We start from the raw sequence: 21,052 nt of genomic DNA, 5'->3' as shown, positions 1-21,052 counted from the left end.
TTCCGGGATTTTCATATTAGCTCTTTAAAATATTTTTCGGCACTCCGTCCTTATGTAACATAAGGGCGGTAGTCTTATACTTAACAAATTCTTTGGTTACATATAAATAGCCGTTATAATCATTACTTATACCCCAGGAGTTTTTAACGATATAATACTCTTTTTCGTTCTGGTCTTTTACTATACCAACTATCTGCATGGCATGATCGTCGGTAGTAGTATAGTCGTCAAAAGCTTGCTGTCGCATTTCGGGGGTTGCTTTCATTTCCTGTTTAGGCCCCGAAAACATGGCTTGTCGCTCATCAGAAGACATTTGGCTATAATCGGTTTCCGGCAAATAGGCAATTCCGTTTTTCCAGCTAAAGTACTTTTCGCTTACATCGGTTGCCCATCCTACACTATATCCTTTCTTTAATGCATTGTCTATAGTGGCAGTAATATCATCCATACTGACATTATATGCAGTATCAAAGCTCCAGTTATCAGGTACTGCCATAAATACATTCTCATACAATGGCTGGTCTGAATATGAAACCATCTCGATATAGTCATCTGCTTTTACCCCTACGACTTCTTTAGCGAAGGACTGAGGACTATAGGTTTTTCCTTTGTACTCAAACTCTTCCGGAACTTCTCCCAGATAACTATCCAAGGCAGCTGTAAAAGCCTTTATCCAGTTCGGTGTTAATTTTCCGTTCTTATTTTGAACAATGCCATCTAAGAAGCCTTTAAGGGCTGTTTGCATTTCTCCAAACCTATTTATGTCCGTTCCATAGTTTAAACCGTCATAAACTTCCTGTGGCAACGCTCCGTACTTTTTATATATATTAACCACATCGTGGAGTTCTCCGCCATCTCCCCAACCTAAATTACCGTGCATCCGTACATAATTAATTGCTTTCTCGATGTAGGTACACCTTGCAGTATAGATTTCAGCAAGATCGACAGGTTGCTTACCCATTCTGATCATTTCGGTTTCCAAAAAAGAATTTCCAGAATAACTCCAGCAGGTACCACTGCTTCCCTGATTCTTAACAGAGGTGGTTTCCAGGTTTACAACCGGAGTAAACTGAAATCCTTCAGTTGCTTTTATACTTTTATTTCCTTCTAAAGATTTAATTAAATCATCTTGTGCAGATAACGATACAGACGAAAGTATCATTACCGATAGCAGAGATCTTTTTAAATACATCATAAATTTAAGTTTTAATTGTACCCGCTAAAATAATCATTACAGACTGATACTGTAGTGCATTTAACTTTATATTATAGAATAAAAAGGGGGGCTAAAAAGTTATTTTTAAACTGGATGTCAGGTTGAGTTCTCCGGCAACCACTGTTAGCTCCCGACAGCTACACCATGTATTTTCAATGAAAATATGCTTTCATTTCTGTAATGCCCGAACTGACAACACTTATCTCTTTTTAGACACTTTTCCTTTTTTTAATCGCGTATTAATTTTTTATACTTGATTCTTTTCGGTGTTACATCGGCTCCTAAACGTTTGCGTTTATTCTCTTCATACTCAGAAAAACTTCCTTCAAAGAAATATACCTGAGAATCTCCTTCGAAAGCCAATATATGTGTACAGATCCTGTCGAGAAACCATCTGTCGTGCGAAATCACCACTGCACATCCGGCAAAGTTTTCCAAACCTTCTTCCAGGGCCCGGAGCGTATTTACATCCAAGTCGTTTGTCGGCTCATCAAGCAACAATACATTTCCTTCCTCCTTCAGGGTCATAGCCAAATGAAGGCGGTTACGTTCTCCTCCTGACAACGTAGATACTTTTTTATTTTGTTCACTACCCGAAAAATTAAATCGACTTAAATAAGCTCTTGAGTTAACCTGCTTACCTCCCATCATAATCAACTCCTGCCCGTCTGAGAAATTTTCCCAGATAGATTTTTCCGTGTCAATATCTTTATGAGACTGATCTACATATGCAATTTTAGCTGTATCTCCCACTTCAAATATCCCCTTATCAGGTTGTTCTTCGCCCATAATCATTTTAAAAATAGTTGTCTTACCGGCTCCATTCGGACCGATAATACCAACAATTCCCGCCTGGGGCAGGTTAAAGTTCAGCTCTTCATAGAGTAATTTATCGCCAAAAGCCTTTGCTACTCCTTTTGCCTCTATCACATTAGTACCCAACCGGGGTCCGTTAGGAATATAAATCTCTAACTTCTCCTCTAATTTTCTCTGATCTTCATTTAATAACTTGTCGTAGTTGTTTAAACGGGCTTTTTGTTTGGCCTGGCGTCCTTTAGGAGCCATTCGTACCCATTCCAACTCTCGTTCTAATGTTTTCTGGCGTTTAGAAGCTTGTTTTTGTTCCTGTGCCAGACGTTTTGCCTTTTGGTCTAACCATGAAGAATAATTTCCTTTCCAGGGAATTCCTTCTCCCCTGTCTAATTCCAGTATCCAGCCGGCAACATTATCTAAAAAGTAACGATCGTGTGTTACGGCTATTACAGTTCCTTTGTATTGTTGTAAATGCTGTTCTAACCAAAGTACCGATTCTGCATCCAGGTGGTTGGTTGGTTCATCGAGTAATAAAATATCCGGCTGTTGTAACAAGAGCCTGCATAAAGCCACTCTTCGTTTTTCTCCTCCTGAAAGTACTTTTATTGGGGTATCAGGATCCGGAGTTCTTAAGGCATCCATCGCAACCTCAAGCTTATTGTCAAGCTCCCAGGCTCCCAGCGCATCTATTTTATCCTGAAGTTCAGCCTGCCTGTCCATCAGTTTCTGCATTTTATCTGCATCCTCATAAACTTCAGGAAGACCAAACATATCATTTATTTTATTATACTCTTCAAGAACTGCTACCGTTTCTGCCGCGCCTTCTTTTACGATCTCAATAACTGTTTTTTCTTCATCCAGTTTCGGTTCCTGTTCAAGATACCCCACCGAATAACCCGGTGAGAAAACAACATCCCCCTGGTAGTTCTTCTCTACCCCTGCTATAATTTTTAAAAGTGTTGATTTCCCCGAACCGTTAAGTCCCAAAATACCTATTTTAGCTCCATAAAAAAAGCTTAAATAAATATCCTTGAGTACTTGCTTGTTGGTACTCTGATAGGTCTTACTGACCCTATTCATCGAAAAGATGACTTTCTTATCGTCTGACATAATTATTTATTCTTAAATCATTTAATATATTATACTCGTCCTTTAAGGGCATTAAAGACCCATGCTATGGCAAAGAAACCTACACCAACAGAAGCAAACCCCCAACCTGCTACATCGTCGTAACGAAAAGCTCCCAGAGCAATTAATGCTATTCCGACTATTATCATTATAAAAGTTGCCCATGCCAATACAGTATTCTTGTTCATTCCCATAATAAATTCATTCTGTTATTATAATTCGTGCAGTATGCAACCTTTACTGCTTTTGTAGTACATTGTTTAACGTTGCAAATGTCGTACAATTTAAGCAAATAATATCGAATGATATAAATGCCTATTTTGTATTTTAGCGCAAACATACTAAAAAGAATATGGATTTAAACTTCAATAAAAACGAAGATCATAATAAATTACTCGCTTCCGATTTAAGACATAAACTTGTTAAGGTAAAACTTGGCGGGGGCGAAAAAAGAATCGAGAAATTACACAAAGAGGGCAAGATGACTGCCCGTGAACGGATAGAATACCTGCTCGACAACGATAAAGAGAATCTTGAAATAGGGGCATTTGCCGGCGACGACATGTATAAAGAGCATGGAGGCTGCCCTTCCGGGGGTGTCGTGGTAAAAATAGGTTACATAAAAGGAATACAATGTATTGTAGTTGCAAATGACGCTACGGTTAAAGCCGGAGCGTGGTTTCCTATTACCGGGAAAAAGAATCTTAGAGCCCAGGAAATTGCCATGGAAAACAGACTGCCTATTATCTATCTGGTAGACAGTGCCGGGGTTTATTTACCAATGCAAGATGAAATATTTCCCGACAAAGAACACTTCGGGAGAATATTCAGGAATAATGCTATAATGAGCAGTATGGGAATTACCCAAATTGCTGCAGTAATGGGAAGTTGTGTTGCAGGAGGTGCTTACCTCCCTATAATGAGCGACGAAGCACTTATAGTCGATAAAACAGGCAGCATATTTCTGGCAGGCAGCTACCTAGTAAAAGCTGCTATTGGAGAATCTATTGATAATGAAACTCTTGGGGGAGCTACAACCCACAGCGAAATAAGTGGAGTTACAGATTACAAAGCCAAAGACGATAAAGATGCTCTCGATACCATCAAAAATATAGTCGATAAAATTGGGGATGCAGATTCAGCAGGATTCAGTAAAACAGAAACTATACAGCCTAAAGAGAATCCCGAAGATATTTTTGGAATCCTTCCGAAAAGCAGAAGCGATCAGTACGATATGATGGGAATCATTAAAAGGCTCGTAGACGGTTCTGAATTTGAAGAATATAAAGCAGGTTACGGAAAAACCCTTATTACCGGATATGCCCGGATTGATGGCTGGGCTGTCGGCATTGTTGCAAATCAGCGTAAAGTGGTTAAAAATAAAAAGGGAGAAATGCAATTCGGAGGGGTTATTTACTCAGATTCTGCAGATAAAGCTACTCGTTTTATAGCTAATTGTAACCAGAAAAAGATTCCATTGGTTTTTCTACAGGATGTTACCGGCTTTATGGTAGGAAGTAAAAGCGAACACGGGGGCATTATCAAAGATGGGGCAAAAATGGTTAATGCCGTCAGTAATTCTGTAGTGCCTAAATTTACTGTTGTTATCGGAAACAGCTATGGTGCCGGAAATTATGCCATGTGTGGGAAAGCATTTGATCCGAGGCTTATTTTTGCCTGGCCTAGCGCAGAATTGGCTGTAATGGGAGGCGCTCAGGCTGCGAAGGTCCTGCTTCAGATAGAAACAGCTTCTTTAAAGAAGAAAGGTGAAAAAATCACTAAAGAAAAAGAAGAAGAACTATTCAATAATATAAAATCCAGATATGACAGCCAGGTATCGCCATACTATGCTGCGGCAAGGCTATGGACCGATGCCGTTATAAACCCGTTAGATACCAGAAAGTGGATCAGTATGGGAATTGAGGCTGCCAATCATGCCCCTGTCGAAAAGAAATTCAATCTCGGTGTCATCCAGGTATGATAATAAATCGCGAAAATAAACTACCTCGGTGCAAGCGCACGAGGCATTGGTCGGAAACAAATTTTAATTTCGAGGCAAGCCTCGGGGTATTATACCCTTTGGCGGTGCCAATAAAATTCATGAAACAAACATTAAGCAATTTAAAAAATACATCACAAAAGAAAATATTTAAAATTCTTAATGAGAGAACGGAGTGGTTACACACGTTTTCAATTTTATAGTTTACTTACAGTCAAATAATCATTAAAATTTAAACGTGTGAAAAAGTTATTATTATTCGCTTTCTTAACCGGCTTCTCACTAAATGCACAACTCTTATCTGGTGACCGCACATATACAAAGGCAGATACTTTAAGAGGCTCTTTGAGAAAAGAACGAAATTTTGATGTTAGAAAATACCGTTTAAATATTACTGTTAACCCTACTGAAAAATTTATTTTCGGATCTAACAGCATAGATTTTGTACCTCAGGAAAATCTAACGACCATTCAAATCGATCTTTTTGATAACATGAAGGTTGATTCAATTATCAATAATGGTAAAAAACTGGTATATAAACGGGAATTTAATGCTGTTTTTATCGACGGTAACTTCCAAAAAGATACTAAAAGTAACATCGTCTTTTATTACTCCGGAAACCCTATTGTAGCCAAGAGAGCTCCCTGGGATGGCGGATTTGTTTTTAAGAAAGATAACAATGGGAATGACTGGATTGCAACTGCCTGTCAGGGAACAGGTGCCAGTTTGTGGTGGCCCAATAAAGATCATCAATCTGATGAGCCTGAAGAAGGTATGTCTGTTAAAGTTGCGGTTCCAAACGGATTAATGAATGTTTCCAATGGTCGTTTTAAAGGCAAGAAAGATCTGGGTAATGGATATACACGTTGGGATTGGGAAGTCATCAACCCCATTAATAATTATGATGTAGCTCTCAATATTGGTGATTATGTGCACTTTGGAGAAACATATAAAGGCCTGGATTTGGACTATTATGTACTACGATATAATTTAGAAAAAGCCAAGGTTCAGTTTGAAGAAGTAAAGCCAATGATGGATTGCTTTCAAGAAAAATTTGGAGAATATCCATTTAAAGAAGATAGTTTTAAACTTGTAGAAACACCACATTTAGGCATGGAACACCAAAGTGCCGTTGCTTATGGTAATCAATATAAAAAAGGGTATTTAGGCAGTGACTTATCTGGTTCCGGTGTCGGTTTAAAGTGGGACTTTATCATTATACACGAAACCGGACATGAATGGTTCGGTAATAGTATTACTGCTTCTGACATTGCTGATATGTGGATTCACGAAAGCTTTACCTCCTATTCTGAAAATGTATATACTGAATGCAGATGGGGCTATGAAGCAGGCCAAAAGTACGTTAACGGCACAGGTAAAATGGTTCAAAATGACATCCCTATTATCGGGGATTACGGTGTAAACAGCGAAGGTAGCGGCGATATGTATTACAAAGGCGCCCTAATGCTTAATACCATACGGCACATTGTTGACAATGATGAAAAATGGTGGAAGATTTTACGATCTTACTCAGAACACTTCAAACATCAGATAGTTACCACCAAGGATGTTGTAACCTATTTTGAAAAAGAATCAGGGTTAAGGTTAAAACCTGTGTTTGATCAGTACTTAAGATATGCCGATATTCCAATACTGGAGTTTCAACAAAACGGTAAGAATCTTTTATATCGGTGGAAAGCCGACGTTGATAACTTCGATATGCCTGTTGACATTATCCAGGAAGGAAAAGAAGTCCGTTTAAAACCAAGTAAATCCTGGAAAAAATTAAAGCGAACCGGCTTGAATGACTTAAAAGTAAAACGTTCTGAGTTTTTTATCAAAGTAAAGTACCTCGGGGCAAGCCCACGAGGCATTAAAGGGAAAGCCTAAATAACATTTCGGCGCAAGCCCTTGTGAAATCCTCCTAACGGAATTTCACAAGGGCTTGCGTCGGGGCTCCTGATAGCTACACGGATAAATCTCGATGATCGAGTAAACGAGCTGTAAAGCCTCAAGCTCGGATCCATAAATTAATTTTCATAAATCATTGAAATTACGTAAATTAGAGTGTCCTCCACCTCGAGGATTGGTCATGTAAAATTTTTTCGGAAATATTTTACAGAGATATCCCTACGAGGAATTAAAAAAATATGTTGGTTCTAAGCACCCGGAAAATTATCGAACAAGGTACATAAATCATTATCATCCAGTAAAAACACTCTATCATGGGAACAGTAAAAACATTAAATAAGTGGGCTAATGCCCATACTTATTATCCGTTAGATCTCGTACGCATTGCTTTAGGTGTATTTTTATTTTTTAAGGGAATACATTTTATAGGGAACACCGAACTTTTAATTGAACTGATCGATCCTTTAAAGAACTGGGCCGGATCGTTGATGATGGTACATTATGTAGCTCCTGCTCATTTAATAGGTGGACTGCTAATTGCTTTCGGGCTTTTAACACGTTGGGCTATTATAGCGCAATTACCTATACTTATTGGTGCCCTGGCTATCAATTTCTTTGGTCCGATGGATACAAAAAGCTTTTTAACAGCTTTAATAGTACTTATTGTTTGTGCGTTCTTTTTAGTTTACGGAAGCGGAAAACATTCTGCTGATTACTATTTTAAAATGCAGAAATAATTAAATCAACTTTAAGGTTGCTGATCTTAACACCTTACCATTTTCAGATTCTGTGAATTCAGGAATGGTGTAAATTTCCTTTGGCACTTCGAGTTTAGTAATTGTCTTTAAGTTTTTTATATTTTTTAATTGCTGATCTTTATCTATCTCAGTCCCTTCTATAACGAGTATCAGTTGTTCGCCCAGAGTTTCATTTTTTTCCGAAGCCACGAAAAATCGATTTGCTATAAGATCAGCCAGTTTTGCTTCTATCTGCTCGGGAAACAATTTTACACCTCCGGAATTAATTACATTATCGATACGACCCAACCATTCAAATTCGGTTTCAGAAATGAGGTTTACTACATCATTAGTCACTATAGCTTCATCACTTAGCTTAGGAGCATTTATAACAAGGCATCCTCTTGTATCTGTACTAAGAAACACTTTAGGCAAACTCTTAAAATGTGTTTGCTTGCCATTTAACGGGTTCAACCTTTTTACCGCAATATGTGTAATTGTTTCCGTCATACCATAAGTACTGTAAAACCTGGTAGATTTTGACTGCAGATTATTAAACAATTGTTTCCCTACAGCCGCACCTCCAATGATAACCTGATCTATTAATTCAATTTTATCGAGTGAATTTTCTACTTGCGCCGGAATCATGGGTACAAAGTCGTAGTGTTTTTCTATATTCTTTATAGGCTGCAAACCGGGTTCGACACATTCTATTTCTAATCCCAGGATCATAGCCCTTACCAACATCATTTTACCTGCTATATAGTTGGCAGGCAAGCATAATAAACTAGTATTCCCGGGCTTCAATCCAAAAAAATCTCCGGTGGCAATGGCTGAATTAACCATATGCTTTTTTTTTAAGCTGATTTGTTTTGGTGTTCCTGTAGACCCGGAGGTATGCACCGAAACCTCATCTGAAGCACTTAACCAGTCTAAAAGAAAATCACCTATTATATTTTCATACTCTGCTCCTTCCTTTACAAAACTATATGCAGCTTCTACTAATTCTTCCCTGTTGTAATGATGACCATTCAACTTAAACCGATTGTGTAATTTATCAAATGATGGTATCATAGATCTTCTAATGTGGCAATTTATCTTTAAGTATTCCGTATAAAAAAGTACCGAAAACTGCTGAAATTAAAACCAGGAATACCGGCACATATCCTGCGCCAATCAATACAAACAATGGTCCGGGACACGCTCCAACCAGAGCCCAACCCAACCCAAATATAATTCCCCCGAAAAGGTTCCGCTTAAAAGAACTGTCTTTCGGTTCTATGGCTATCGGTTTTCCGTCAAAAGATTTAATTTTAAACCTCTTGATACTCCATACAAAGAAGCTTCCAAAAACCAGTGCTGTCCCTATAATTCCGTACATATGAAAGGCTTCAAAACGAAACATTTCATATATTCTAAACCAGGAGGCTGCCTCAGATTTGTACAGAACAATTCCGAATACTAAACCAATTATAATATATAACAATTTCTTCATACCTGTTTAAAAAATTAATGGATATAACAAATGAACCATTATCAAACCACCTATAAAAAACCCGATTACGGCAATCAGCGATCCCTTTTGAAAATTACTTAATCCTGATATAGCATGCCCGGAAGTACACCCGCCGGCATATCGGGCACCAAAACCTACTAAAATCCCTCCTGTTATTAAAATGATGAGAACCTTAGGGTTCGACAGGGCTTCTGTAGAGAATAATTCATCAGGCAAGTAGGCGTTGTTACTACTGAAATTCAATTTTTCCAGAGCTTGTAATGTTGTTTCATTGAGTTGAGGAATGCTATTATCTGATAAAAAATGTACCGCTATATAACCGCCTGCAGCTGCTCCTAAGACCGTTAATAGGTTCCAGCTGTCCTTTTTCCAATCAAAACGAAAAAAAGCACTGGCTTTAGCTGCTCCGCATAGTGTACAAATGGTTTTCAAATTTGATGACATCCCAAACCTTTTTCCCAGAAGTAAAAGAAAAAGCATTATCAAGGATATTAAAAAGCCGGAAACATACCATGGCCACGGTTGCGAAATAAACTCAATCATATCTTAACAGCGTAATTATTTAAACTGTGAAAATACTATATTTTAAATAAAAGTAAGTAGAACGGATAACTTTATTAAATAAAAAAGAGGGTGTCTAAAAAGTCTTTTTGATTATTGAATCAGTTCTTTTTAGACACTCTCTTTTAAGCTACAAAATACAAGTGATTAGTTTATTTTACCGAACAAGCATCACCTTCATTTTTAACCCCTAGTTTTATCAGGAATTTTTCCATTAAACACCATTGTGTAAATGCCGATTGAAACAAGTTCGCACCTACAAAAAGAGTAAACCACAACCAGTTTTCATTTACAAACATTCCTAAAACAACACTTATCATCACAAATGTTCCTGCAATTGCTCTTATATACCTGTTCACCATAATTATTAATTTTAAGTTTATATCCATTTTTCGACAGGAACCACAATCGCCTTAACTGGGTTATTAGTTTCTATCTGATTATTAAACGCTTTAATAAGCTCAAAAACCTTATCTGTATTCTCATCTTCTGTAAAAGAAAAGAACATGGCAGATTCTATAGCATCTTTCTCTGTTAGAAACCAATTTGCAATCAGTTTTTCCGATAAAAGTTCTTTATATCCATGGATATCAGAACCACTATAGCGTTCTATTCCGGCCTCCTTAAACAGTTTTAAAATGTCTTCCTGAAATTCCTCAACGACGGTTACTAATAAGAGTTTCATATTATCTATTTATGATTTTTGCGTTCAATTAAATAATATACCAACGGAACAACCAACAGCGTCAGTACCGTGGATGCTATGGTACCTCCCATTAAAGAGATTGCCAACCCTTGAAATATCGGATCAAATAAAATTACAAATGCACCTATAACTACCGTACCGGCCGTTAAAAGAATCGGAGTTGTTCTTACAGCTCCTGCTTCAATCACAGCCTGCTTTAAAGGAACTCCCTCTGCTAGTCTTAAGTTTACAAAATCGATAAGCAATACAGAGTTACGTACCATTATCCCTGCTAAAGCGATCATCCCTATAAACGAGGTAGCAGTAAAGAAAGCTCCCAACAACCAATGGCCTAATACAATACCGACCATCGATAAAGGAATGGCTACCATCATAACAATCGGTGCTTTAAAATTCTGAAACCACCCCACAATCAGCATATAAATGATGATGATTACCCCTAAAAAGGCTATTCCCAGATCTCTGAACACCTCTAAGGTTATTTGCCATTCACCGTCCCACTTAACAGTATAATTATCCTCTAATTCAGGCTGTTCAATATATAATTCATTCATCGTATACCCCTCCGGCAACGGCAACTCCTTTAACCTGTCTGTCATTCCCAGTATGGCATATACAGGACTCTCTAAAGTACCAGCCATATCTGCCATCACATAAACCACGCGTTTTTGGTTCTTTCTGTAAATACTTTTTGCTGCTGTAACTTCTTTGATGTTTACCAAATCGGCAACAGGAACCATGGTACCTTCCTTAGATTTTACTCTAAGTTGGGATATTCCGGAAATAGTTGATTTCTCTTTTTCATCTAATGCCAGAACAAGTTCAACCTGATCAACAGCCAGTTCATCATACAAAGTAGTTACCGGGCGCTCTGAAAGAGCCATATTCATAGTATATACAACCTGTTGGGGAGCAACCCCGTACAACATAGCTTTCTCTTTGTCGACAATAAACTGGTATTCCTTCTGATCGGCTTCTACCATCCAGTCGATATCAACAACGTCTATTGTATTATGTAACAGCGTTTGTATTTGATCAGCCACAGCTATTTGCCCTTCATAATCCGGACCGTACACCTCGGCAACTATAGTTGATAAAACCGGAGGTCCGGGGGGAACCTCAACTATCTTTACATTCGCATTATACTTGGATGCTATTTCCTGAATATCCGGGCGTAACAGCTTGGCTATATCGTGACTTTGGAGATTTCTATCGTGCTTATCCGTCAAGTTTACCTGAATATCAGCCATGTTACTTCCTCCCCTCAAATCGTAATGCCTTACCAAGCCGTTAAATGTAATTGGTGCTGAAGTACCAACGTACGACTGATAGTTTACTACCTCGGGACGAGTAGCCAGGTACTGACCTATTTCTTTCGCCACTACGGATGTTCTTTCGAGGGTTGTACCTTCGGGCATATCGATGACCACCTGAAATTCATTTTTGTTATCAAACGGAAGCATCTTAACAGCAACCGATTTTGTAAAGAACATACTTACAGACCCTGCCAGTAATGCCATGGTGATTCCTAAAAAGATCCACCTTTTCTTTTTATTCTCTATCAGAGGCCTTTCAAACTTTTCATAAATTCTGTAGATATAAGAATCTTCGAGTCGTTTTTCTTTTTCTTCTTTATCCTTCTTCTTTTTATCCTTTTCCCTTAAAAACAGATATCCTAAATATGGAGTAATAGTCAGTGCAACAAAAAGTGACAAGATCATTGCTATGGAAGCTCCGATCGGCATCGGACTCATATAAGGCCCCATAAGTCCGGATACAAATGCCATCGGTAATACCGAAGCTATTACTGTGAATGTGGCTAAAATAGTTGGATTACCAACTTCATTAATCGCATACAAAGCTGCTTGTTTAAAAGGCAATCGCCTCATCTTAAAATGCCTGTGCATGTTTTCCGCTATAATGATGGAATCATCTACAACAATACCGGTAACAAATACCAAAGCAAATAAAGTAATACGATTAAGTGTGTAATCAAGCATATAGTAACTTAGCAACGTTAAGGCAAAAGTGATTGGTACTGACAAGAAAACCACCAAACCACCACGCCATCCCATAGCAAGCATTACTACTAAAGTTACTGCAACAATGGCTCCGATAAGATGCAATAAAAGCTCTGAAACCTTTTGAGAAGCTGTTTCTCCATAATTACGGGTAACTTCTACATGAACATCGTCAGGAATCAGGGATCGCTTTAAATGTTCTACTTTATCAAGAATTACCTCCGATATTTTCATTGCATCGGCTCCTTTTCGCTTTGCTATAGAAATAGTTACAGCCGGATACTCAGAATTATAAGTCGTTGATTTAATGTCAGCCTGACCAAATCCGTGAGAAACGTAATTTTTGGGGATTTCCGGTCCGTCAACAACCTGAGCAATTTGCTTCAGGTATATCGGCTTGTCCTGTTGTATTCCGACCACCAAACGCTCCACATCATCTACAGATTGAATAAAATTGCCTGTATTTACAATAAATTCTGTATCTCCCTTGTCAAAGCTTCCAGCTGCCAACTGCTGATTATTTGCCTTCATCATTTCCGCTACCGATAGAAAATCTAAACCACTGGCTGCTAATTTTTCTTTATCCAATACAACCCGAAGCTGACGGTTCCGACCTCCGATCTTACGAGTGGTAGAAACATCCTTTACTTTTTCTATCTCATTCGTCAGTTCCTGGACTATCTGACGTAATTGATAATCATCGTAATTTTCACTCCATAAAGTTAGTCCCAACATGGGAACATCATCAATGGCCCTGGTTTTTACCAAAGGCATGGTAACTCCCTGAGGCATAATATCCATATGCTTATTTATCTCATTGTACAGTTTTACGAACGATCGTTCTATATCTTCTCCAACGTAAAACTGTACGATGACCATTCCTTGTTCCTTCATAGACGTAGAATACACATACTCTACCCCACTGATATTTGAAATAAGCTTTTCTAATGGTTTTATAACTCTCGACTCAACTTCCGTCGGACTGGCACCGGGGTATCCTACGAAGATATCTGCCATCGGAACATCGATTTGAGGCTCCTCTTCTCTGGGGATTAAAAACGAACTGTAAACTCCTATAATCATAAATACGACCATGAGTAAAACAGTAAGCTTTGAACTTATAAAACCTTTGGCTATTTTTCCTGCTAATCCTTCTTTCATGGTTATGATTATTCTATTGAAACCTTGGCTCCGTTATACAATTTACTTCTGGCACTTACTATATAACTTTCATCAGCAGAAAATCCTGAAAGTACTTCTACCATATCTCCGTATGTCTTTCCCAACCGCAACCAACGCAATATGGCAGTGCCTTGGGTACTTACAGTATAAACCCCTGTTAATTGGCCCTTGGTTACGATTGCATTCTTAGGTAATAGTACCACGGATGAAGCAGGCTCCGATTTTACAGGAAACTGAACTGTAGCATACATTCCCGAGAGAATTGAAGTGTCAGTACCGGTGAGTACGGCTTTTACCAGATACTGTCCTCCGGTATTCTTTGCAGATGTACTTATTTCTGTTATTTTTCCTTTTACAGCCTTGTCTATGGATCTTATAAAAACATCGACATCAATTCCGGATCTTATCCCGGAAATTTCACTTTCAGGTACCATGGCTGTTACTTCAAACTGTCCCGGACCTTCAACAGAAACTAAAGGTACCCCGGGATTAGCCATATCTCCTTCATCTGTAAAAATATTGGTAATTGTTCCGTTAAATGGCGCTCTTATATTTACATAAGCAAACTGTGCATCTATTTCATTTTTCATTTGCATGGCTGCCTCTAAACGTGCTTCAGCCATTTTAAAGTGAGCTGTCATATCATCCATTTCTTTTTGAGATACACTCTTCTGATCATAGAGATTTTTGAATCGATCATAATCTTTCCCGGCGTTATTATAAGCTGCTTCAGCCTCCGTAATTTTAGCTTTTACCTGAGCTCTCCGGGCCTGCAGATCGCTATTACTTATAGCTATTAAGAGTTGTCCCTTCTTAACCGTTTGTCCGACATTAACATGGATCGTATTCACATACCCCATCATCCGGGTACTGAGATTGGCACTGTTAACAGCCTCCACTTTACCGCTGGCACTTATGAATCTTTCCTTTTTATCGGCATTCACCTTAGTTACCTTTACCGGAATTTTTTCTGTATACCCCGTTTTAGCTGTTTCATCAGTTCCACAAGAAGTAAGAGTGAACATTCCAAATGCCATTGCTATCAGAAATTTATTGCTTTTCATTTTTTATCCTTTAGTTAAAAATTGCAGGTATGATTGTGTGTAATTATATTCAAAAACCGTTTGATTATACTCCAATTGCTTTTGAGCATACTTTGTCTCTGACATCAATAAATCTGATGTCTTCTCCAGGCCCTCATTAAATCTGTTGGTGCGAATACGTAATGACTCTTCAGATTGGTCGAGCGCCAAACGAGTGAGCTTTAATTTATTCTTGGTATCCTCAAACATTCTCATGGCCCTGTTCAGTTCTAATTCACTTTGAGACAGATACTGTTTATATTCCAATTTGGACTTCTCATATAAAGCTTTGCTTTTCTGGATTTTGCCAAATCGCTTACTTCCTTCTAAAACATCCCATGTTAACTGAGCACCGAATACATAGCCATTAGCTCCCGTTTTAAATATTTCATCATCATATAATTCGTAACTTCCAAAGGCGTTTAAACTTGGTGAAAATGTCATTTTATCGGCTTTAAAATTTTGCTTATATGCTTCAGAAACATATTCCATCGCTTTAATATCCGAACGCCCCTCATCCACTCTGCCGGAAATTGATTCATTCGCCGAAACATCAATCGAAAGGCTCTCTGCTGGTTTTAAAGTCACACCCGTTTCTTCGTCTATTAAAAACGTTAGGTAATCAGATGCATTTTTAACATTGCTCTTGGCACTTTGTAGCTGATTTTGAACTTCAGATACGCGTACTTCTACTGCCAATACATCTGACTTTTGAAGATAGCCCTGTCTGAAACTATTTTCAGCGATCTTTAAATTCTCAGTCGCAGCATTCAGGGCTTTTTCCATTACTTCAACGGCCTTATATGCCAACTGTAATTGCATATAGGCTTTTTCTGCTTCTAAGTTTAAATAAGCTGCTGTACGTTGCGATTGTAATACAGCAGCTTCCATTTTGGCCTTAGCTGCTTTCCGCTGATAAACCCCATCTATATTGATAAGTGGTTGTTGTACTTGTATCACCGTGGCATAATTCTCAATCTGGTCAGGACTATTTAACAAAGCAGGATTAAAATCATTTTGGGTTAATACCTCTTGATTCAGTTTTGATCCAAAAGCCATTAACGGATTCGTGGTTGCCATCCCCGTGTACGAGACAGTAATATTCGGCAAGAATAAAGAGTTGGTTTGTCTATAATCTCCCTGAGTACTTAAAATATCTTGTTGCGATATTTTTAATGACATATTGCGTTCTGCTATCTTTTCTAAAACTTTTGTCTTGGAAATTGAAACGACTTCTTGAGCTTTTAACCCATGCCCATAAAAGAATATGCTTATAAATGCTATTTGAAAGATTCTTTTCATGTGTTTATTTTTTGTTGCTTTTTCGCTCACATATAATCTTTGACGGTCAAAATAACCATTGTGTTGTGTACCGAGCGGTTACTTTAACCATATCGATTTCATTGATTTTAAATTTATATGAGCAAAATTACGTTTGCAGGCAAGGCCAGTCAGTAACTAATGTTACCAAGAGATTTATAAGGTTAAACAATAAGTATTCTCAAAGGACATCAGTAAAAAATGCCCCGAAAGGCATCTTTAAACAAAAACCAATCATTAATTTAATCCTTATTCACTCTTCGTGATTTGAGATCTTCACAAGAAATATTTTGAGGCATCCCCTCTAATTACTGTCGAGTTTATTTTTATCAAAGCTTATACTCCAAATCCCTCTGACTTCATTGACTGAATAACCTATAGCTTCAGGGTACTTATTTTTAAAAGTACCATAGACTTGGGGAATAATATCTTTTTCAGGGGTTCCATGGCATTGTAAGCACACAGCATCTCTCATTTTTGCATTATCTGGGGATGGTGCTTTTAAAAAAGTCATCAAATCGTCGGTAAATACTTTCTTTGTAGTTTCATCATCAGTATAATGAGCTTTGATAGCCACCATTGAAGGGGCAACGCTGTTTTGCTGATCGGCAGATGGACTATGACAGAGATAACATTTGTTTTCCATCAGTTTTTTACCGGAATGCGGGTTCCGGACTATTATATCAGCCTTGTTTTTTACAAAAGTGTTTTTTTGGGTAGAATTCTTACACCCGGCAAATAAGAATACAAACAATAATAGTATCCACAGATTTTCATCGAATGTCTTTTTATCGAATCTATACAGATGGTAAATGTATAGATTCAAGAAAAGGCATGCTGTAACCTTAGTTACATAAGAACTAAATTCATGCCTTTATAAAATATGAATCCGTTAAAGATCATTGATCTTTATACTATTTCTGTTTAAGGAAATTTTTCCGTCGTTCTCAAGAGCTTTTAATAATCTGGAGACTACCACTCTTGACGTATGAAGATCGTAGGCTATTTCCTGATGAGTTGTACTAATTACATCATCTCTTGTTACCATTGCCTTGTCCCGCAAATATTTAAGCAGCCTCTGATCCATCTTTAAAAAGGCAATTGTATCAATTGCTTCCAGCATTTCGTTCAATCTGTTCTGGTAACTTTCCAACACAAAACTTCTCCATGAGCTGTATTTTGCCATCCATTCTTCCATCTTTTGAACAGGAATCATTATTAAGGTAGCATCAGTTTCTGCTACTGCCCTGATTTCACTCTTTTTCTGTCCCATACAACATGCAAGGGTCATGGCACAGGTATCTCCTCCCTCAAGAAAATATAAAAGCAATTCATCACCCTCAGAATCTTCTCTCATTATTTTAATGGCACCGGATATTACCAAAGGCATCGATTTTATATAATCTCCGATTTCAATTAACTTTTCACTTTCAACCACTTCTTTTATAGTGGCTATCTTGTTAATTTCCTCTATCAAGGCATCTTCAAAAATATACCCGTATTTATCCTTTATTTCGCTTACCATAATACTTAATTCAGATTACAAGATACTTTATTCGTAAGAATACAGAAAGAATTTTAAAGAATTAAAAAAGGAGAGTTAACAACTGTCACACTCTCCTTTTAATGAAAAACTTAAAAATAAAATATGTACTCTATTTAGGAATCATCCAATAAGAATAATTATAAGACGCATAAGGTAACATGTAGTTTTCTAAAGGTAAGGCCCCCCAGCTATTGATACTTCCCAATCCTTGCTGGAAACCGTCTATGTTTACATATACCTCTTCTCGCGGAGATAATTCTCCGGCATGCATCTGGGTCTTTTTTGCACCGGAGTCTAAATCCTCTTTATTAAAATGCAATGCGGATATATTCAGAAGGGATTCGCCATAAACCTTGAGGCTTTTATTATTAGCAGCTGCAAATTCGACCCATCTGACATCCAGCTTGTTCCCGGTTTCTTGTGGCCTGATATATGGAAAATACTGATCGCTGACAGCCCCGGAATACAATCCGACCTTTGCTGCATGTTGCCTGTCGCTATATGCTTCAAAAGGCCCCTTTCCGTACCATTTAATGTTTGTGAATTCTTTTGGAAGGATCATTTCATTTCCAAACTTGAACATATTGGTATGATTACCTCTTACCTTCTTAAAATCATTAGTAACTTTAATAATGCCCCCGGCCGAAATCTCAAAAGTTTGAGTATAGGTGGCATCTCCATCAAATATATCCTTAATAATACTAACCTGTAACTTACTATTTGAAACGCGTCTTATACTAAAATCTATTTCAGCCTTTTTACCTGCATCTTTCCATTCGTTATACTTCCTTTGCGTTCCAGCCCCATAATCATTGTCTACAGGTGCTCTCCAAAAATTCACCTCGGGTCCTTTTTCAATCATCTTGGTTCCATCGTACTCATATGATGTCATGATACCCTTAGCCTTATCAAAGGTGATACTAAAATTATCTCCAAAAACCTGCAACATATTATTATTCAATCCCTTGTAAGATATTTTATCTCCATTTACTTCCGGAGCTACTACCATGGCTGCTTTAAGTAAAAACTGTTCATAAGCCACTTCATGGCCAGCAGATAAAAGCTTCTCTTCCTTTTTTAAAACTACGCTCAGGTTTAAAAAGTATTCAGTCCCTTCTTTAAAATCAGTTCTGAATGGAATTGTAAAAGATTTTTTTTGCTGGGGAGCCATGTTTATATTCTCCATGCTTCCACTTTCTTTTACCACACCATTGGCTATTACTTCCCAATTCAGTTTATAGTTTTCCAGATCTCTGAAGAAATACCAGTTTTTAATGTCTATTACCCCTTTACTTAAATCATTTTCATAAAACTTTACATTTTGCTGGATGTGTTTTACTTCATAGATATGGGGATTCGGTTTTCTATCCGGTTGTACGAGGCCGTTATTTAAAAAGTTATTAGAACTAGGAGTACCTTCAGGACCAAAATCACCCCCGTATGCATAAATCTCCTTACCATTCTTAACAGTTTTTAATCCCTGATCTACAAAATCCCATATGAAACCTCCCTGTAGCTTATCATATTTTTCATACAGGTCCCAATATTCTTTAAAACCACCCATACTGTTACCCATTGCATGAGCATATTCGCATTGTATCAACGACCTGTCATATTTAGGGTTTTTAGCATATTCTTCCACCCATTTTGGCGTGGCATACATTGGCACATACAAATCCGTGTTCCATTCCAAACCTGCACGCTCATATTGTACCGGCCTGGTATCATCCATTTCTTTAGCCAGTAAATAAGTGTTATAGAAGTTATACCCGTTGCCAGCTTCATTGCCCAATGACCAGATAACGACAGAAGGATGATTTTTATCTCTTTCGATCATCCGTTTTGTACGCTCCATATGAGCTTTTAACCACTTAGGATTGTTTGCCAGGGTTCGGGTTAAATCATATCCCATACCATGAGACTCGATATTAGCTTCATCTATGACATAAATTCCATATTCATCACATAATTCATACCAGTAAGGATCGTTTGGGTAATGACAAGTACGTACTGAATTGATATTGTATTCCTTAAAGATCTGAATATCTCTTAACATTTCTTCTTTTGAAACAACATGCCCTGTTTCCGGATTATGCTCATGTCTGTTAACCCCTTTAAAAAGTATTGGTTTACCGTTAACTAAAAAACGACCGTTTTTTACTTCTGAAGTTCTAAATCCTACCTTTCTGGAAATGGCTTCTGAAACCTTACCTTTACGATCTTTATGAATAATGTTGAGCTCATACAACTCAGGTAACTCTGCACTCCAAGGAATTACGTTATCTATTTTTGCGCTAAAATGGACTGAAGAATTTTTCCCGGCTTCAATGGCATATTCCTGCTCAGAGACAAATATTTTTTCTCCGCTTTTAATCAGTTCAACCTGAACAGTTCCTTTTTTTGACTTCGCCTGAAGGTTTGTCAAATCTACATCTAAACCAAAGTCTCCATCGGTATAGTTATTGATCAAACCGGATTTAACAGTATAATCTTCTATAAACGCTTTAGGTCTTGAATACACATAAACATCTCTTTCTATCCCGGAAAGTCTCCAGAAATCCTGACACTCCAGGTAACTCCCGTCACTCCATCTGTATACCTCCAGGGCAATTGAGTTTTTACCCTGTATCGCATAATCAGTTATATTAAATTCAGCAGGAAGTTTTGATCCCTGGCTATACCCTACTTTTTTACCGTTTATCCAGATATAAAATGCAGACTTAACTGCTCCCAAGTGAATAACTATTTCATTTCCGTTCCAATCAGATGGTATATCGAAATCTCTTTTATACGATCCTACCGGATTATATCCGTCTGGTATATCCGGAGGATTTGGATTGGTCGGATTAAAAGGGTACTCCGTATTGGTGTAAATAGGAATACCATAGCCTTCAACCTCCCAGTTAGAAGGCACCTTTATATCGACCCACTTACCGGTATCATAGCTCTCTTTATAAAAATCTACCGGTCTGGATTCCGGGTTTTTCGACCAGTTGAATTTCCATGTACCATTCAGCAAAACATATCTTTCTGATCTTGATAAATCATCCGACTTTGCAATATCCAACGCTTCATAGGCAAAAAATGAAGCCCGAGGGGATATTTTATTGATCGCTATTACATCAGGGTTCTCTATAACCGGATCTAATGTTTGCCCATGTAAATTAAGAGCCCCTGCGAACAACAGGAGACCTAGTTTCTTAAAAATTTGATTCATTGTTAGTTTGTTCTCGTTCTATTAACCGATTTTGATTTAGTGTAGTTTTCAATTACATGCACAATATATTAACAGACCATGCATAAACAAAAAATGC

At 37.8% G+C, this 21,052-nt stretch carries 17 protein-coding genes; 3 read left to right on the top strand and 14 right to left on the bottom strand.

Features of this window, described 5'->3' with window-relative positions:
- Positions 1-16 precede the first annotated feature (16 nt).
- The 3 genes from MQE36_RS12895 to MQE36_RS12885 all read right to left on the bottom strand — a co-directional run bounded on the left by MQE36_RS12895 (position 17) and on the right by MQE36_RS12885 (position 3,351).
- On the bottom strand, positions 17-1,195 hold the full coding sequence (locus MQE36_RS12895) for a C1 family peptidase (RefSeq protein WP_242936390.1): 1,179 nt from the start codon (positions 1,193-1,195) through the stop codon (positions 17-19).
- 249 nt (positions 1,196-1,444) lie between these two features.
- Positions 1,445-3,139 (bottom strand): energy-dependent translational throttle protein EttA, encoded by a 1,695-nt coding sequence (gene ettA, locus MQE36_RS12890; protein ID WP_242936389.1) that lies wholly within the window; start codon positions 3,137-3,139, stop codon positions 1,445-1,447.
- Positions 3,140-3,168: 29 nt separating this feature from the next.
- On the bottom strand, positions 3,169-3,351 hold the full coding sequence (locus MQE36_RS12885) for a CAL67264 family membrane protein (protein WP_242936388.1): 183 nt from the start codon (positions 3,349-3,351) through the stop codon (positions 3,169-3,171).
- A gap of 158 nt (positions 3,352-3,509) precedes the next feature.
- Here MQE36_RS12885 and MQE36_RS12880 point away from each other — a divergent pair, with 158 nt between their 5' ends.
- The 3 genes from MQE36_RS12880 to MQE36_RS12870 all read left to right on the top strand — a co-directional run bounded on the left by MQE36_RS12880 (position 3,510) and on the right by MQE36_RS12870 (position 7,804).
- Positions 3,510-5,138 (top strand): acyl-CoA carboxylase subunit beta, encoded by a 1,629-nt coding sequence (locus tag MQE36_RS12880; protein WP_242936387.1) that lies wholly within the window; start codon positions 3,510-3,512, stop codon positions 5,136-5,138.
- Between the two features lie 258 nt (positions 5,139-5,396).
- A complete protein-coding gene (locus tag MQE36_RS12875; protein WP_242936386.1) occupies positions 5,397-7,046 on the top strand; it encodes a M1 family metallopeptidase in 1,650 nt (549 codons plus the stop codon).
- A gap of 335 nt (positions 7,047-7,381) precedes the next feature.
- Entirely contained in the window at positions 7,382-7,804 is a 423-nt protein-coding gene (locus tag MQE36_RS12870) for a DoxX family protein (RefSeq protein WP_242936385.1), read from the top strand.
- Here the strand turns inward: MQE36_RS12870 and MQE36_RS12865 are convergent, their stop codons facing one another.
- From MQE36_RS12865 to lacZ, 11 genes are all read right to left on the bottom strand, one after another.
- Positions 7,805-8,878, bottom strand: a complete 1,074-nt coding sequence (locus MQE36_RS12865; protein ID WP_242936384.1) for an AMP-binding protein — start codon at positions 8,876-8,878, stop codon at positions 7,805-7,807. It lies immediately after the preceding gene.
- 7 nt (positions 8,879-8,885) lie between these two features.
- Positions 8,886-9,299 (bottom strand): DUF6691 family protein, encoded by a 414-nt coding sequence (locus tag MQE36_RS12860; RefSeq protein WP_242936383.1) that lies wholly within the window; start codon positions 9,297-9,299, stop codon positions 8,886-8,888.
- A gap of 6 nt (positions 9,300-9,305) precedes the next feature.
- The gene (locus MQE36_RS12855; RefSeq protein WP_242938849.1) at positions 9,306-9,860 is read right to left on the bottom strand and encodes a YeeE/YedE family protein; all 555 of its coding nucleotides are present in this window, start codon (positions 9,858-9,860) and stop codon (positions 9,306-9,308) included.
- Between the two features lie 173 nt (positions 9,861-10,033).
- Positions 10,034-10,243, bottom strand: a complete 210-nt coding sequence (locus tag MQE36_RS12850) for a YgaP family membrane protein (RefSeq protein WP_242936382.1) — start codon at positions 10,241-10,243, stop codon at positions 10,034-10,036.
- A 17-nt stretch (positions 10,244-10,260) separates the two neighbouring features.
- A complete protein-coding gene (locus tag MQE36_RS12845) occupies positions 10,261-10,566 on the bottom strand; it encodes a hypothetical protein (RefSeq protein ID WP_242936381.1) in 306 nt (101 codons plus the stop codon).
- A 5-nt stretch (positions 10,567-10,571) separates the two neighbouring features.
- Positions 10,572-13,769 (bottom strand): efflux RND transporter permease subunit, encoded by a 3,198-nt coding sequence (locus tag MQE36_RS12840; RefSeq protein ID WP_242936380.1) that lies wholly within the window; start codon positions 13,767-13,769, stop codon positions 10,572-10,574.
- A gap of 8 nt (positions 13,770-13,777) precedes the next feature.
- Complete coding sequence (locus MQE36_RS12835; protein WP_242936379.1) at positions 13,778-14,854, bottom strand: efflux RND transporter periplasmic adaptor subunit; 1,077 nt, start codon at positions 14,852-14,854, stop codon at positions 13,778-13,780.
- Between the two features lie 3 nt (positions 14,855-14,857).
- Positions 14,858-16,174, bottom strand: a complete 1,317-nt coding sequence (locus MQE36_RS12830) for a TolC family protein (RefSeq protein ID WP_242936378.1) — start codon at positions 16,172-16,174, stop codon at positions 14,858-14,860.
- A 322-nt stretch (positions 16,175-16,496) separates the two neighbouring features.
- Entirely contained in the window at positions 16,497-17,018 is a 522-nt protein-coding gene (locus MQE36_RS12825) for a c-type heme family protein (protein ID WP_242936377.1), read from the bottom strand.
- Positions 17,019-17,084: 66 nt separating this feature from the next.
- Complete coding sequence (locus tag MQE36_RS12820) at positions 17,085-17,717, bottom strand: Crp/Fnr family transcriptional regulator (protein ID WP_242936376.1); 633 nt, start codon at positions 17,715-17,717, stop codon at positions 17,085-17,087.
- Positions 17,718-17,847: 130 nt separating this feature from the next.
- Entirely contained in the window at positions 17,848-20,955 is a 3,108-nt protein-coding gene (gene lacZ, locus MQE36_RS12815) for a beta-galactosidase, LacZ type (RefSeq protein ID WP_242936375.1), read from the bottom strand.
- Between the last annotated feature and the right edge of the window lie 97 nt (positions 20,956-21,052).

Source organism: Zhouia spongiae (assembly GCF_022760175.1).
Taxonomy (GTDB): Bacteria; Bacteroidota; Bacteroidia; order Flavobacteriales; family Flavobacteriaceae; genus Zhouia; species Zhouia spongiae.
Note: the sequence above shows the minus strand (reverse complement) of the source record. Positions and strands in the feature narration are given on the sequence as shown.

Excerpts from the sequence above, each read along its gene's own strand:
- MQE36_RS12895 (WP_242936390.1), bottom strand. The coding sequence starts at position 1,195 with ATGATGTATTTAAAAAGATCTCTGCTATCGGTAATGATACTTTCGTCT.
- ettA (WP_242936389.1), bottom strand. The coding sequence starts at position 3,139 with ATGTCAGACGATAAGAAAGTCATCTTTTCGATGAATAGGGTCAGTAAG.
- MQE36_RS12885 (WP_242936388.1), bottom strand. The coding sequence starts at position 3,351 with ATGGGAATGAACAAGAATACTGTATTGGCATGGGCAACTTTTATAATG.
- MQE36_RS12880 (WP_242936387.1), top strand. The coding sequence starts at position 3,510 with ATGGATTTAAACTTCAATAAAAACGAAGATCATAATAAATTACTCGCT.
- MQE36_RS12870 (WP_242936385.1), top strand. The coding sequence starts at position 7,382 with ATGGGAACAGTAAAAACATTAAATAAGTGGGCTAATGCCCATACTTAT.
- MQE36_RS12865 (WP_242936384.1), bottom strand. The coding sequence starts at position 8,878 with ATGATACCATCATTTGATAAATTACACAATCGGTTTAAGTTGAATGGT.
- MQE36_RS12860 (WP_242936383.1), bottom strand. The coding sequence starts at position 9,299 with ATGAAGAAATTGTTATATATTATAATTGGTTTAGTATTCGGAATTGTT.
- MQE36_RS12850 (WP_242936382.1), bottom strand. The coding sequence starts at position 10,243 with ATGGTGAACAGGTATATAAGAGCAATTGCAGGAACATTTGTGATGATA.
- MQE36_RS12845 (WP_242936381.1), bottom strand. The coding sequence starts at position 10,566 with ATGAAACTCTTATTAGTAACCGTCGTTGAGGAATTTCAGGAAGACATT.
- MQE36_RS12840 (WP_242936380.1), bottom strand. The coding sequence starts at position 13,769 with ATGAAAGAAGGATTAGCAGGAAAAATAGCCAAAGGTTTTATAAGTTCA.
- MQE36_RS12835 (WP_242936379.1), bottom strand. The coding sequence starts at position 14,854 with ATGAAAAGCAATAAATTTCTGATAGCAATGGCATTTGGAATGTTCACT.
- MQE36_RS12830 (WP_242936378.1), bottom strand. The coding sequence starts at position 16,174 with ATGAAAAGAATCTTTCAAATAGCATTTATAAGCATATTCTTTTATGGG.
- MQE36_RS12820 (WP_242936376.1), bottom strand. The coding sequence starts at position 17,717 with ATGGTAAGCGAAATAAAGGATAAATACGGGTATATTTTTGAAGATGCC.
- lacZ (WP_242936375.1), bottom strand. The coding sequence starts at position 20,955 with ATGAATCAAATTTTTAAGAAACTAGGTCTCCTGTTGTTCGCAGGGGCT.